9 protein-coding genes and 1 pseudogene are annotated in these 14,164 nt (G+C 49.9%); 5 read left to right on the top strand and 5 right to left on the bottom strand.

All coding sequences use genetic code 11. The features are described 5' to 3' along the window. Positions 1-121: 121 nt before the first annotated feature. Positions 122-688 (bottom strand): elongation factor P-like protein EfpL, encoded by a 567-nt coding sequence (gene efpL / locus AC4GL5_RS17495; protein ID WP_490384092.1) that lies wholly within the window; start codon positions 686-688, stop codon positions 122-124. A gap of 345 nt (positions 689-1,033) precedes the next feature. Here efpL and AC4GL5_RS17490 point away from each other — a divergent pair, with 345 nt between their 5' ends. The 3 genes from AC4GL5_RS17490 to AC4GL5_RS17480 all read left to right on the top strand — a co-directional run bounded on the left by AC4GL5_RS17490 (position 1,034) and on the right by AC4GL5_RS17480 (position 5,466). Next, a complete protein-coding gene (locus AC4GL5_RS17490; protein ID WP_490384091.1) occupies positions 1,034-2,317 on the top strand; it encodes an NAD(P)/FAD-dependent oxidoreductase in 1,284 nt (427 codons plus the stop codon). Positions 2,318-2,670: 353 nt separating this feature from the next. After that, the gene (locus AC4GL5_RS17485; protein WP_490384090.1) at positions 2,671-4,173 is read left to right on the top strand and encodes a Na+/H+ antiporter NhaC family protein; all 1,503 of its coding nucleotides are present in this window, start codon (positions 2,671-2,673) and stop codon (positions 4,171-4,173) included. A gap of 333 nt (positions 4,174-4,506) precedes the next feature. Continuing rightward, positions 4,507-5,466: a DMT family transporter gene (locus tag AC4GL5_RS17480; RefSeq protein WP_490384089.1), complete on the top strand. Its 960-nt coding sequence runs from the start codon at positions 4,507-4,509 to the stop codon at positions 5,464-5,466. Positions 5,467-5,655: 189 nt separating this feature from the next. Here the strand turns inward: AC4GL5_RS17480 and AC4GL5_RS17475 are convergent. The 4 genes and pseudogenes from AC4GL5_RS17475 to AC4GL5_RS17460 all read right to left on the bottom strand — a co-directional run. Then, positions 5,656-7,578, bottom strand: a pseudogene (locus tag AC4GL5_RS17475) (methyl-accepting chemotaxis protein); the annotation flags it as partial. 172 nt (positions 7,579-7,750) lie between these two features. After that, on the bottom strand, positions 7,751-9,313 hold the full coding sequence (locus tag AC4GL5_RS17470; protein WP_490384088.1) for a multicopper oxidase family protein: 1,563 nt from the start codon (positions 9,311-9,313) through the stop codon (positions 7,751-7,753). Beyond that, positions 9,310-11,214, bottom strand: a complete 1,905-nt coding sequence (locus AC4GL5_RS17465) for a GMC oxidoreductase (protein WP_490384087.1) — start codon at positions 11,212-11,214, stop codon at positions 9,310-9,312. The genes AC4GL5_RS17470 and AC4GL5_RS17465 overlap by 4 nt, the downstream gene beginning before the upstream one ends. A gap of 10 nt (positions 11,215-11,224) precedes the next feature. Then, positions 11,225-11,935, bottom strand: a complete 711-nt coding sequence (locus AC4GL5_RS17460; RefSeq protein ID WP_490384086.1) for a hypothetical protein — start codon at positions 11,933-11,935, stop codon at positions 11,225-11,227. Between the two features lie 432 nt (positions 11,936-12,367). On the opposite strand from AC4GL5_RS17460, the gene AC4GL5_RS17455 reads away from it, so the two are divergent. Then, the gene (locus AC4GL5_RS17455; protein WP_490384085.1) at positions 12,368-12,829 is read left to right on the top strand and encodes a hypothetical protein; all 462 of its coding nucleotides are present in this window, start codon (positions 12,368-12,370) and stop codon (positions 12,827-12,829) included. A 275-nt stretch (positions 12,830-13,104) separates the two neighbouring features. Next, positions 13,105-14,154 carry an Lcl C-terminal domain-containing protein gene (locus AC4GL5_RS17450; protein ID WP_490384084.1) on the top strand — a complete coding sequence of 350 codons (1,050 nt, stop codon included), beginning with the start codon at positions 13,105-13,107 and terminating at the stop codon, positions 14,152-14,154. Positions 14,155-14,164 lie beyond the last annotated feature (10 nt).

The raw sequence follows: 14,164 nt of genomic DNA, 5'->3' as shown, positions 1-14,164 counted from the left end.
ACTCAGGCCATGGCAGCCGGATAAATAAAGTGTCCAACTTTATGGGGTCACTTCATCCCGTTGAATGAGATCAGGGCGTTTTTAGCAGAGCTGCCGCTCCGCCTTGTTTCAGCATTTGCGATTAAGCACGTCCGCTGAACTTACGCTCTTCGACGTTAACTTTAATGCGATCACCCGCCGAGATATGTTCCGGCACCTGTACCACAAGACCGGTACTCATTGTTGCAGGCTTGGTGCGGGAGGTGGCTGACTGACCTTTAATAGACGGATCTGTCTCTGCGATCACCAGCTCAACCGTGGTTGGCAGTTCAATCGCAACCGGATTGTCATTCACCAGCAGAACGTGGATACCCTGAGTCTCTTCAGTGATAAAGCCCACTTCATCAGCGATGGCGTCTTTACGCAGGTTATAGGAGGTGTAGTCCTCGTTATCCATGAATACGTATTCTTCGCCATCAATGTAAGACAGCGTGGATGGACGACGGAACAGGTCTGCCAGATTCAGCATGTCCGAGTCTTTAAAGGATTCGTCGCGCTTGGCACCGGTTACGACGTCGTACATCCGCATACGGTAGATGCTGCCACCGGCCCGGCCTTGGGGAACAGAGCGTTCGATGTCACGGATAATCCAGACGTTGCCGTCCAGTTCAACGGCTGCATTTTTTTTGATTTCACTTGCCTTTGGCATGTTGTAAGTCCTCAGAACGGGATAACCCTAACCTGTAAAGCAGGCAAGATTACTACAGTTTGTGATCCTATCGGGAGCAGTTTTTAACGGGTAGCGAGGCAGATGAGGGTCTGTTTCTTTTTCGGGGGCTTTTCTGGCGAGTTGGAGCTCTGTTGTTGTGTGATCACAAATTACCTCCTGGTGGGTATATCTGATGAAAGGTCGCTGCGCGTATCTTTAGCGACAAATAAGATTCCGTGAAGACAGGGTAACGGCTGATACGAGCTATCAGTGGCTTGCTTCACGAAAGAAGAGATACTTTTTAGACGACCACTCCTATGGGAGTGAATGCCGGAGTCACTTAATATGACCGCACCTTCTCATACCACTTCTTACTATGCCGCTTCGGCAAATGATAAATCCCTGCGCCCTGAGCTATTGGGCGAAGTCAGTGCTGATATCTGCGTCATCGGTGCAGGCTTTACCGGCCTGTCCAGTGCTCTGCATCTGGCCGAGCGTGGTTTTAATGTTGTCGTGCTGGAAGCCAGCCGTATCGGTTTTGGTGCTTCGGGCCGTAATGGTGGCCAGATCGTACACAGCTATAGCCGGGATATGGATTTTATCTCCCGTCATTACGGTAAAAAGACCGGCGATGAGATGGGCAAAATGGCCTTTGAAGGCGGCGAGATCATTCGCGGCTTTGTGAAAAAGTACAATATCGACTGTGATCTGAAAGATGGCGGTATTTTCGCCGCCTGTAACAGCAAACAGCTGAAAGAGCTGGAAGGCAAAAAAGCTCTCTGGGAACAGCATGGCCATACCCAGCTGGAGATGCTGGATGCGAACTCCATTCAGGATCATGTGGGTACCACCCGCTATCCGGGTGGTCTGCTGGATAAATCCGGCGGTCACTTCCATCCGCTGAATCTGGTGCTGGGCGAAGCTGCAGCGTTTGAATCTCTGGGCGGTACTATCTATGAGGCTTCTGCGGTAACCCGAGTAGAAGAGGGTGAAACCGCTAAGGTCCACACCGCACGCGGCTGTGTAAACGCTAAGTACGTGATCGTAGCGGGTAACGCTTATCTGGGCGGTCTGATTCCTAAGCTGGAACAGAAAGCGATGCCTTGTGGTACTCAGGTGATCACCACTGAACCTCTGACCGAAGCCCAGCAGAAAGCGCTGCTGCCAAAAGACAACTGCGTGGAAGACTGCAACTACCTGCTGGATTACTACCGTCTGTCCGGTGATGGCCGTCTGATCTACGGTGGTGGTGTGACTTATGGTGCCCGTGAGCCGGATAAGATCGAGTCCCTGATCGTACCTAAGATGCTGAAGACCTTCCCGGAACTGAAAAATGTGAAGGTGGATTACGCCTGGACCGGTAACTTCCTGCTGACGCTGATGCGTCTGCCTCAGTTCGGTCGTATCGGCAGCAACATCTACTACGCACAAGGTTACAGCGGCCATGGTGTCACCAGTTCTCACCTGGCAGGCCGTGTACTGGCGGATGCGATTCAGGGTCAGGCCGAGCGTTACGATGTGCTGGCTAACCTGCCTCAGTACCCGTTCCCCGGTGGTCGATTATTCCGGGTTCCTTACACTGCAATGGGCGCGGCATATTACAACCTGCGTGACAAACTGGGTATTTAATCTGCGAGCTACACGCGGTATCTCACCGGCGTGATCGGACAAACGAATGGAAAAGTGGATGCTTCAGGCATCCGCTTGCAGAGCGTCAATATCTCCCGACCCTACAGCCTTCTGTGGGAGATGTTTTTTTAATACTAATAATGAATGTCGTGGGCAGGGAGCAGGCCTGCGGTGGCTTACTGCGTTTTGTATCTATCGATTGATAGGTTGGTTTGAGGCGAGTGAAGCATTTTTTAATAAGAACAAGCCGTTGAACAAACCGAAGAGATCGTACAACAAGAACAGCACAACACCACCTGAGACAGGAAGGATCTCCTGATCGCAGGGTATAAGAAATATAAACAGGTACATTTATGAGTAGTGAAATTGTTCATCCTATTATGGATCGAGAAGCGTCAGGCATGGGGATGCAGCGAGCCCCAACGATCTGGATTCTGTTTTATGGTCTGATCTTCGCCGGTTTTGCTTACCTTTCAACTTTGCATGCTGAAGGCGAGAGTTACGGTTTTTACAGTGTTCTTCCCGTCTGTTTTATCCTCGTTGTTGCGGCGGTCAGCCGCAAAGCCCTTGAAGCTCTTTTTGCCGGTATTGTTGCCGGGCTTCTGCTGCTTGATCCTGTCAGTGTCTTTAGTAGTCTGGGTGAAGTCTCCATGAATGTAGTCATGGATGAGACCATTGCCTGGATCGTGCTGGTTTGCGGCATGATGGGTGGCCTGATCAATATTCTTGAACGGGGCGGTGCTGTACTCAGTTTTGGCGATATGCTGGCCCAGCGGGTTAAGAGTAAGCGCGGTACCATGCTGACTACGGTGACTCTGGGGATTCTGGTCTTTATTGATGACTATCTGAACTCGCTGGCAGTTTCTTCTTCGATGAAGAGCCTGACGGATCGCTACAAAATCTCCCGCGAAAAACTGGCCTTTCTGGTGGATTCCACCGCTGCTCCTGTCTGTATTCTGGTGCCTATCTCTACCTGGGCGGTTTATTTTGCAGCCCTTCTGGAAGAAAACGGAGCCGCTGATGCCGGCAAGGGCATGTCTCTGTATATGGAAGCGATTCCGTACATGGCTTACGGCTGGATCGCGCTGTTGGTGGTGTTCCTGGTCGCCTCCGGCCTATTGGGTGATCTTGGCGCAATGAAAGATGCCGAAGCCCGCGCTCAGCAGGGGCAGCCGATTCCTGAGGGAATTGAGCAGGATGGTTTTGATATCTCCCATGTAAAAGCTGTTAAGCCGATCGTGGGCCTGTTTAACTTTCTGGCACCGATGGCGGTTCTGGTTGCAGCCAGCGTTTATTACGATATCGACCTGTTATTGGGAGCGCTGGTGGCGGCTACCTTCACCATCGTGCTTTATTACTGGCAGAATCTGTTGAACTTCACGCAGCTGGTTGAATCTATGGTGGACGGTTTTCGGGTCATGTTGCATCCGATCGCCACTGTCTGTGCCGGTTTTATGCTGAAAGAGGTAAATGATCAGCTGGGTATGACCACCTACATTATTGAGGCGCTGACACCGATTCTGACACCGGAGATGATGCCCGCACTGATCTTTGCCGCGATGGCAGCGGTCGTGTTCTCCACGGGTTCCAGCTGGGGTGTGTATATCATTACACTGCCGATTGTTGTGCCTATGGCGATGACGATGGATGTGAATATGGCTTTGGTGGTGGGAGCTCTGTTGTCTTCATCTGCCTTTGGTAGCCACGCTTGTTTCTTCAGCGACTCTACCGTTCTTTCTGCACAGGGTTCTGGCTGTACCCCTATGCAGCACGCGATTACCCAGATCCCTTATACCGTGATCGGTGCCGTGTTGTCCTTTATCAGCTTTATCATTCTGGGGTTCTGGCTCGCCTGATGACAGGATAGCGGGAATACCGGGCGCGTAACTCACTGCCATGCCTCGCTGAGGCGGTTACGCCAGCTCTTAACCCGGCAACATTATGTAAGCACAAGCCCCTGTTCCGGCAACGGATCGGGGGTTTTTCGGGTTCAAGGGTTTCATCACGGGAGGGCACAATGTCCTTCTGCAATAACTCAAAAAGGCTTAACGCAACACTAAGACCGTGCCTATCTGTCGTGGCACTGTTTTTCTGAGTAACACTGTTTTATCCGTTCAAGTCAGCGTGTTTGCGGTGCTGCGTAACAGAAGCCATGAGCTGCAAGAGCTCATTTAATAAGGAAGACAATAATGACAATACGTTCGCCAAGAGTGGCTTTTTTTCTGGTCTTTATGATCAGTTTGATCTGGGGAACCGAGTTTGTACTGATCGACTTAGCGGTCGCCGAGGTCCCCACGCACACCTTTAATGCGATCCGTTTTGCGATTGCGGCACTTGCCCTGTTGCCTTTGCTGTATTTCAGTAAAGAGAGGGTTCGCCGGGATCAGCTAAAGAAACTGCTGCTGACGTCCCCAGTTCTGGGGGTGATGCTTTTTATTGGGTTCTACGCACAGACTGAAGGGCTTCGTTTTACATCGGTATCTAACGCGGGCTTTATTACTGCGTTGAGTGTGCCTTTAGTGCCGGTGCTGGGGTTTCTGATTTTTCGTCAGAAGGTACGCCTGATGGTCGGACTGGGGGTTATTCTGGCAACGATCGGACTTTATTTGCTGACGATGGGCGGTTCTGCCTATGTCTTTAACAAGGGCGATCTTCTGGTTCTGATCTGTGCCTTTGGCTTTGCGGCCCATATCGTACTGACCGGGCGCTGGGTTAGTGGTATGCCGGTTATCACGTTGAGTATTATCCAATTGCTGGCGGTTTCGCTGTATAGCGTGGTCGGTGCGGCAGTGGGTGATCATCCGATATTTTATTACTCCGGCAGTGCACCGGTAACAGGTATGGAGCTATTCAGTAAGCCTGTTGTGATTCTGGCGATTGTCGTGGCTTCTACCTTGGGTACCGCTTATGCCGTTTGGGCGCAATCAGCCTGCCAGAAACTGTTGCCACCGCACAAGGTCGCTCTGGTTTTTGCACTGGAGCCGATTTTTGCTCACATCACTGCCTGGATTGTACTCAGCGAACACCTAGGAGTTATGGGTGTTATCGGGGCAACCTGTATTGTTGTGGCCATGGTGATCTCTGAATTGGGCGATAAAGAGCACCAGCCGGAGATTCAGCCTTTGGATCAGACAGCCGCGCCACATTGAGATTGAAAAAAACCGAAGTTCAGGCTTCGGTTTTTTTATAACAGCGTGCCGGTCTGTCAGGTTTCCGGCATCACAACGAGGGTTATCTGTGGGTTGATGTACGTATCAGTACTCACTAAGCGTCTTCAGGTGGTGGATCGCTTCGACCTCCTGATCGATCTCTTCCAGGCGCGATGCGAGATCGTTCATATGCTGGATATTGGTGCTTACTTCGGCTCCGGTACGGGTAGAGGAAGCGACCATGCTGTTGATGTCCTCACTTAACTCGGCTGAGCCTGAGGCGATCTCCTCAACAAATTGGCTGGTTCGGTCAATCGTACCTTTAATGCTGATAATCGAGCCGGAGACATTGCTGATGGTTTGACCGGTCTCGTCGACACTTTTCTGAGTATTCTGAGACAGATTGCGCACCTCGTCGGCGACCACGGCAAAGCCCCGTCCGGCATCTCCGGCACGGGCTGCTTCAATCGCGGCGTTCAGTGCCAGCAGGCTGGTTTGATCCGCGATATTAGAGATCACATTCAGTACTGACATCACCTCATCGGCGTTGTTTTGCAGAATATCCACGTCAGAGCGTAGTTGAACCCGGTCAGATTCCTGCTCTCGAATCAGGGTGTTGAAATGGTTAAAGCGCTGCTGAACATCACCCAACACCTCCCGGGAGGTCTCGGTATAGCTTTGCAGAGAGTCAAAACCTCCCATGATGGAGTTCACCAGGGGTTTGTACTCGGCCATGCGGTCGATCAGGGTTGCCTGCAGCTGGTTAATCTGGCGCAGGCTGTTAAGCCGGGATTCCATAAAGTACATACGGAAATGGCTGTAGTACTGAGGAAAGTTATCTGCGTATTCGTCGTTAAAGCGGTCATTCTGCTTTGGCTGGTAGAAAAAAATCGCTGTCAGCGTCTGGTTCATATGGACACCCAGCAGCTCTCCAAAGGTAGAAAATCCTGCGGCGGGGATCTGACTGAACGTCGACACCTTATCCAGCTCGGAGGCATTGTTCAGGCGTCGAAGAATGCAGTCGTTTGCCAGCATGGCCACCGGCTGGGGCTTGTTTTGGGCAAATTTGCGGTATTCCTGATCGGTCTGTCCGGCAAAGCTGTTGGCTTTAACCAGATGCAGGGTATCGCCAAAGTGCAGGTCACAGAAGAAAGAGATAATACCGGTGGCCTGATCGATACCCGCTACCGAACGCACAAACAGCTCACCGCCGATCTCAACACCAAAAGAGTGTCCTACAAGGTGGCTGTCCAGGTCTGACGGGCCACAGCGGAAATGATCACACAGGGCATCCACCAGCGAGATGGCACGGTTTTCGCCGTCGCGCATCACCGACTGAACGGTACGGGTGTGGGCATCGGCTTCAATAATGGTGAAGTGGGTGCCGGTTTTCTGGAAGTTATGACTTTTGAAAATGCCATACCGGACCTGGGGCTTTAGTTTGCAGAACAGGACCAGCGCTTTACCCTCCAGGATCTGCTCGCCATCAAAAATGGCGGCCTGCTGAAAATCCAGCTTGCCCCCTGCCGAGCCACCCACAAAGTAACAGGGCAACCTGTTACTGGCATAAAGCGCTTGCATAAAGAAGTTTTCGCTGGCGGTCAGGCCATCAAAAAAGGTCAGGGCCAGAGTGTCCTGTGAGCGAACATCAAAAGGCAGGCTGATACGTTGTATCTCCTGTTGGATGCGCTGGGTGCGCTCTTGTTCATTCAGTTCAATCTGTCCGCGCTTAATATCACCGCAATGCAGGTTAACACTACGCAGCTCAACGGCTTCAAACAGCTCGTGGCTGAAGCTCTGCAGTACGATATTGTCCCATTGGCCTTCAGCACGGTGATAGAAGTTCTGATTGCAGGAGCTTAGCTCTCCGGCGGTCATAATAGCGATAAACTGGTCGGCAAAAGGGGCTGCCTGTTTTAGCTGACGGGCCGTTTGCTCAAAGGGGAGCCATGGAGAGATAAAGGCGATGACAACGGCGCAACGGTCATTACTGAATGTCAGCTTACTGAGGGCTGAGGCGTTAATCTGGCTCTGACTGATATGGATAACGTTGACGGGCGACTCAACGTTCTTCTGACTGTCTGTGGCTTTGTTTTTTTTATTCCAGAACATAGTCATATCCCCATATATATTGAACGGAATTTTAATCATACATTTAAAATTCGTCAAATAATTACAGGGTAGTACGCAAGTATTAGAAAACAATACTTAATGATGATGGAATGGCTCATAAAGAGCCGGCTTTTTAGGCCGACTCTTTATACCGGGTGGTCCGATGATGCCTTTAACCTGCTGTCCGGTTGTCTTTGTAGACGTTTACCGCCTGCATCATGCCCAGATCCTCGTGGGTCAGGTTGTGGCAGTGGAAGACAAAGGTACCGGTGTAGTTAAGGAAACGGGTACGGAATTTGATGCGTTCAAAAGGCTTCAGGTTTACGGTATCCAGCCAGGTGCCGGGGTCAACATCTCCCCCTGAGATCATCTGGAAGGGATTCACGTGGATATGGAACGGGTGAGATTCAGCGGTGTGGTTATAGACCTCCCATTCTTCAATCGCATTTAACGGAATCTGCCAGGCATCTTCGCAGGAAAAGGGTTGCCCATTGACCGTATATTTACGTCCTTTGGGATCACCGGACATCCCAAACTCAAGCCGGCGACCAAAGGTAACCTCCTCTGCGGTGATATCTTCAAGTTCAGCAGGTCTTGGCAGGGGGCCAGAGAACAGCGGCATATCCTCGGTAGGATCCTCCGTCACTTCCAGCCAGGCAATAATATTTTCCGGAGCGGTATTATCCTGTTCAACATCCCGCAGGATGGGGTAGCGCTTTCCGATCTTGTCTGCGTCGGTCGAGGCTTTGATCAGGATATCCGCCCGGTTACCGGGAATCAGCACGGCCTTCGTCATCACCTTGCTATAAAGCAGGGGGTTACCGTCAAAGCAGAGGGCGGTGAATTCGTACCCTTGAATGCCAAAACGCATATTGTCCATATGGCTGGCATTGACCAGCCGCCAGCGCTGAACTTCACCGGGCTTTAGACGAATAACAGGCTTCAGCTGGCCGTTGATCAGGGTATCACCCGGCTGGTTAAGCACTTCGTAGTCTTCGCAGACACCGGCTGAGTTCACTCGGGGTGTCTGAAAGCAAAGTACCTGTTCTTTGGCGGCCCGTATCTCCGGAATCTCATCCACCGGCCCCTCAATAATCAGGGCGCCCGCCATGCCGCTGGCAACCTGCAGAGCAACGGAGCCATGAAAGTGGGCGTGATAGAAGTAAGTGCCCGGTGGGTGGTTGGCGGGAATCTCATATCGATAATGTTCTGTTTGTTTATAACCGACCAGCAGCAGAATATTATCGGAAGGACTCTGCGGTGACACATGTAACCCATGAACATGCATGTTGGTAACGTTAAAGCCTCTGGGTGTATTGTCTTCCACCGTGGGGACTGCGGTACACAGTTCCTGTAGCGGATCATAGGGCAGATGATTTTCCAGTGTCAGGCGCAGCGTGTCGCCTGCTTTTACCCGTAGTGTGTTGCCGATCGGTTTGCCATCGTAGCAGCGCAACATCACATCCCTACCGGCAAGACGGTACTGACCGTATTGTGCTTTGATCGTAACGTTAAGCAGGCCATTATCTGCTGACCGCTCGGTAGGGTTGATCAGGGGTTCACCTTCAGAGACGTCACGACGTATGCCGGGTAGTGCGCAGCCAATGCCTAATCCGGCCATACTACCGAGTGCCGTTAACCCCATCCCTTTAAGCAGGGTGCGGCGGGGTAGGTGTGGTGCGTCTGTCTTGTGAGGCTTGGGTGAATGCTGTGGTTGGTCTGAATGGTGTGTCATGCCTGCTGCGCTCCCTGAATACTTTTTGTTTTAATCTCTGAGACCTGCGTGACGGTTTCTCTGTTAAAAACCTGTTTTGCTATATGATCTGCGGTTCTCAGCCCTAAAGCTGCAGCCGTTAATGAGGGCGATGCGCTGCCCACAGAGCAGTAATTCGCGGTGCCGACGACATACAGGTTGTCGTGGTCAAAGCTCTGACAGTGAGCGTTAACGACGGCTGTTTTCGGATCATCCCCCATGCAAACCGTACCGGCGATCACTGCGTCCCCGGAGGTCAGGCTCAACTGATAGTTCTGCTTAGGCTTGGCCGGATCGTTAAATTCGCCTTTCACAAAAGCCTCCCAGTTTTTGTCGGTATCTGCCGGCATTGGGGTATCCAGAACCGTCCTGACACCGATGGCATCAAAGACTTTAAGGTGCCAGCTCCAGGCCTTGCGGCATCCCTCTAGGGTGTAATCATCCAGTTGAAAATTCACCACAGGCCTTGGCAGGCCAATACTGTCTTCGATGTAATCCGGAGCTTGACGGTCCTTGGGAATAGTTACCCGGTTCTCCGGAATTGGCAGCATCTCAATCGTGCTGTGCAGGTTCAGCTGGTGGGCTGTTCGCTTGTTAACGTAATTAAGCAGCTCAGGGCCCCAGAGGCCTTGTTTAATGCCTTCTTCGGCCTGATTGAGTGGGCCGATACCAAATTTGAATGCTGAGTTCAGGATAAAGGGAGCGATTGAGGCGTAGTCTTTACGGAATGCGCCATCACGCCATTGACCAAACGCACCGGTAGCTGAGACCGGGCCACGATAAGGGTAAAGGGGTTTATCTTCCGGCGTGTAACCGATGGAGTTGATATTGGCGAAGCCCATCAGATTCCGGCCTACCTGATCGGATGCGTTGGCCAGGCCGGTCTCTGGGACGTTATGCCGACCACCGGACAGCAGCATCAGGCGTGCGGTTTCAACCGCATGGGCCGCGAGAATATAGGTGGTACCGGTTGCAAGTCCTACTGGGCCCTTCTCTGGATCTGCATCAAAGTTACGGTAGTAGATACCGGAAATGTCTCCCTGATGATCAACCGCTACCTGATAAGCAACCCGGTTAGACAGCACCCGTGTGCCAAGTTTTTTGGCTTTCTCAACATGTACACTGGCGTCGTATTTCGCCCCAATCGGGCAGATTGGCAGGCAGCTTGAGTTACCACAGCATTGCGGGCGGCCATCGCGGGGAATGGAGTTACGGCAGTGGGGAAGGGGTTGGCTGTCCGGCCCCAGATCGTTCTCTGCGACCTCATTGCCGATCACTTTGTCGGAGTAGGAGCGGGGGACTTCCGGCATCGGATATTTAATATCCGGTGACGGTGCGATGCAGTCCGGGCCACCGGCGACACCCCAGGCATCTTCAACCTCGCGATAATAAGGTTCGATATCCTCATAACGAATTGGCCAGTTTTTACCCACGCCGTAGGCATCCTTCATGCGGAAATCGTTCGGGAACAGACGCTCGGCATGGCCGGTCCAGTGCCAGGAGGTGCCGCCGACCAGCCGCATAAAGTAGCCATCAAAGGCGACCTGCTTTTTAGGCTCCTGAGGGGCATGTTTGTCCTTGGGCAGTTTGGGCTGTACGTAGTAGCTGAGCGGATCGCTGTCTTCCGGAATGGGAGCCCAGGGCATCATTGTGTAGGGAGAATTGGCATCTTTCTGCAGATCGTTTTTGTAGCGTTCAATCGCTTTCACCCGGTCTACCTCTGCACCGGCTTCAAGAATGGCGACGTTAAGTCCCTGCTGAGATAAGCGCCAGGCCATCAGGCCGCCAACAACACCGGCTCCCACGATAATAACATCCGCTTCAATGTGTTCAGATGGGTTGTTTTCCTGAGACAGAATCTCTTCAGAATAAGTTGGAATCATTATTTAGGCCTCAGGCATTCTGCTTGCTGTCGGATGGGGGAATGGCCGTTGTTTGGCGGTTTGCTTTAGCTTTATGATCCGGTGGTGGGTCCTGCCAGTAGCCAAAGGGGCCTCCACAAGTGGCGGATGGTTTGGTAAAGGTGCAGGCCTGCCATGTGAGTGCTTCGTCATAACTGATCTGGCCGATCAGCTTGCCCTGATCATTCAGAAGTGGTGTCGGATCGGTATGCCCTCTGAGGTTGCCACAGATACGCTGTACGTCAGGATGGGTTAATACATCCGGTGGAAGCTCCACCTGGCTCAGGTACCAGGCGCGTAGCAGGGGGGTAAAAACGTGTGCTTCGGATTGATAGAAATCATCATCCGGTTTTTCATTCGTCTGCTGAAAAGCGTTAGCCGCCCGAAGTAATGCTTTTTTATGACGGCGATCAGACAAAATAAGCAGGGTTGTAATATCCCTCATCAGTTGCAGATAGCTGAGGTTACCCGGCAGCAGCATGGCGTTGGGGTTAAAAAGATCCCGGTAGCGGGTCGAGAAACCGGTTATCCAGCCGCTGACTTTAAGCAGAACTTTATAAACATCATCGTCGTAAGCTTCGGTTCTTACCGCTGCTAAGGCGATTCCGGGAGAGACTGAAAGGGCCGCTAAAACAGAGAGTTTTTTTAGTGTTGTTCGCCGCTGAAGATCGACATTATCGGGCATGGGTATGTTTGTGCGCATCGTCTTATCCATTATTGTTATCGGGTTCCTGTTTCGGATGACTGAGGTGTCTCCGCATTTTATCAACAATAAAGGAGTATATCGCTTACATCCAATGAGCAGGGGCGCTTGTGGTCGCTATTAAATCTTGGGCAAAGCCACACCCTGAGCGGCCGGATAGGGTTTTTCGGGCAGAACCAGGCCATGATCTTGTCGTTTTTGGTCAGATTTATGATGGGGTGGTCGTGATTTTAGGCTGGGAGAGACAGAAAAAAGTACATAAAAATGCACCTGAATAGTGCGTTTTAGGCAGTCTGGATGATGTTTTGTTTTTTTGTGAACTGAGTCTCAGTTTTTTTTGTGCAGCTGCGATAGGAATCGATAAAATTAATTGTTTTCTCGCCGGTGATCGAAACCGTTTTAATAAAAAGTTAATCAAAAGGATTTTATTGCATGAAAAAGACAATCGCAGCTGTTGCTCTGGCATCTTCTATTCTTGTACCGACTTCAGTTCAGGCTATGTCCCACAGTATCAGTACTGATATTGTGCGTCAGATCGATAAAAACATGTACGACGGTATGTTTAACTTGTACTGGCAGGGGTCTCTGAGTAAGAGCACCGCTGTGCGTGCCGGCTATTCAACGGGCACGGATATGAGCATTATTGATGTGACCTATAAAAAGTATATCGACCGTTATCATCAGGGCGTTTTTGTAGAAGGTGGTGGCTCCTATTGGGATGGTAAAAACGACAGCAGCGTTGGCATTCTGGGTGCTGTGGGTTATGAGCGCACACTGGCAAGCCATTTTGTAGCGGGTGGTTCTGTTCAGATGTATATGGGGATTGATGAGAAAGTTGCGGGTGCTGAATCTCCCTTTTTCACCCCTTCCTTGTTCGTTCTTTTTGCCTTCTGATTATACTGCATTGCATTCGCGGTCTTGAAAACGGCTCCTTCCGGGAGTCGTTTTACCATCTGCATCAAAGTTGAAGCCAAGAAATCTCTGAAAGCCGCCTTCTGGCCCGATTAAGACATGAAAATGTCTAAAGTTCGGGAATACTCTTGTTGCAACCTGTATCCGTCAGAGGGTTCGAAACTTGAAGTGCATCGGTAAAAAAGTTAAATTGTTTCGATTTGGCAATATTAATAATCACTGGTAAAAATAAAACGAACTAGTCGAAAGGAACAGGGATGTTTAGAGTTTTTTTAATCATATCAATATTTTTATCAGGCTGTTCAACCACTTCTATATCACGGCTCGATTCAAAGAAAGCTTCCGAATACTTGGTCAAAAAAAGTGTACATAGCACTGATACTAACGAAGCCTATATATTTCTGCCGAATAATAAGCTAATTTATGTTGATGGAAATAAAGGGATAAAAAGAGCAGGGTATTATAAGGTAAAAAGAACAAAAGGTGGAGACACTTTGTTATGTGTAGAAACTGGTAGAACAATTGGGGTTGCAACAGAATCTCGTTGTTGGGAAGTTTACAATGGAAGAGTAAAAGACTGGCTTGGGCGTGATACAATACGTATCAAGATTCTCCGATGCAATGGTTTAGAAAAAGAGTTTGTTAGTTGTGTTCGTGAAATGAATGGTGACATCTCTCTGACTTATGTGATTCACGAAGATTTAGATATTTTTGCTAGAAATGACCGATATAAATCCCTGAATAACTCAACAGTTATTGATACAAATAGAAACCTTCAATGGATGCGCTGTAGTCTTGGAGAAGAAACAATAATAAATTTACCCTGTATAGTTAGAAATAATATAAAAAATAGCTTTGCAAGTATTAAAAAGTTGAATGATGAAGTTAATAAATTCAACAGAGAGGGATATGCTGGATATAGCGATTGGCGGCTACCAACAAGCGAAGAACTTAAAAGTTTAATTCATTGTGACTCCATAGCAGCAAATGGAAAATGCGAGAAGAAGCAGTATTTTGAAAGCCTAAACTCAATAGAGCTATCTAAATGGGCTTTAAGTGATCCAATATTTTCTACATATCCAGGTCACTACTTAACAAGTGAGATTGATTTCAAAGTCGGTGAAATTAAGACTGTTGATTTTAAAACAGGGTATATTAACACCCCTTATATAGAATCGGTTTTCTACAGCAGAAATTCTCCCCCTTATTTCTATAAGACAACTACCTGGTATGGGAAGCCCGGGCCAAAATTAAAATTAAAAAGATTCAATGATGTTTATGTAAGGCTAGTCCGTGATGTTCATTGAAATAATAAAA

It is taken from the genome of Oceanospirillum sp. (genome assembly GCF_982874595.1).
Note: the sequence above shows the minus strand (reverse complement) of the source record. Positions and strands in the feature narration are given on the sequence as shown.

What these genes read in the sequence shown, in the direction of transcription:
- AC4GL5_RS17485 (WP_490384090.1), top strand. Translation starts at nt 2,671, where the DNA reads ATGAGTAGTGAAATTGTTCATCCTATTATGGATCGAGAAGCGTCAGGC.
- AC4GL5_RS17455 (WP_490384085.1), top strand. Translation starts at nt 12,368, where the DNA reads ATGAAAAAGACAATCGCAGCTGTTGCTCTGGCATCTTCTATTCTTGTA.
- AC4GL5_RS17450 (WP_490384084.1), top strand. Translation starts at nt 13,105, where the DNA reads ATGTTTAGAGTTTTTTTAATCATATCAATATTTTTATCAGGCTGTTCA.
- AC4GL5_RS17470 (WP_490384088.1), bottom strand. Translation starts at nt 9,313, where the DNA reads ATGACACACCATTCAGACCAACCACAGCATTCACCCAAGCCTCACAAG.
- AC4GL5_RS17480 (WP_490384089.1), top strand. Translation starts at nt 4,507, where the DNA reads ATGACAATACGTTCGCCAAGAGTGGCTTTTTTTCTGGTCTTTATGATC.
- AC4GL5_RS17460 (WP_490384086.1), bottom strand. Translation starts at nt 11,935, where the DNA reads ATGCGCACAAACATACCCATGCCCGATAATGTCGATCTTCAGCGGCGA.
- AC4GL5_RS17465 (WP_490384087.1), bottom strand. Translation starts at nt 11,214, where the DNA reads ATGATTCCAACTTATTCTGAAGAGATTCTGTCTCAGGAAAACAACCCA.
- efpL (WP_490384092.1), bottom strand. Translation starts at nt 688, where the DNA reads ATGCCAAAGGCAAGTGAAATCAAAAAAAATGCAGCCGTTGAACTGGAC.
- AC4GL5_RS17490 (WP_490384091.1), top strand. Translation starts at nt 1,034, where the DNA reads ATGACCGCACCTTCTCATACCACTTCTTACTATGCCGCTTCGGCAAAT.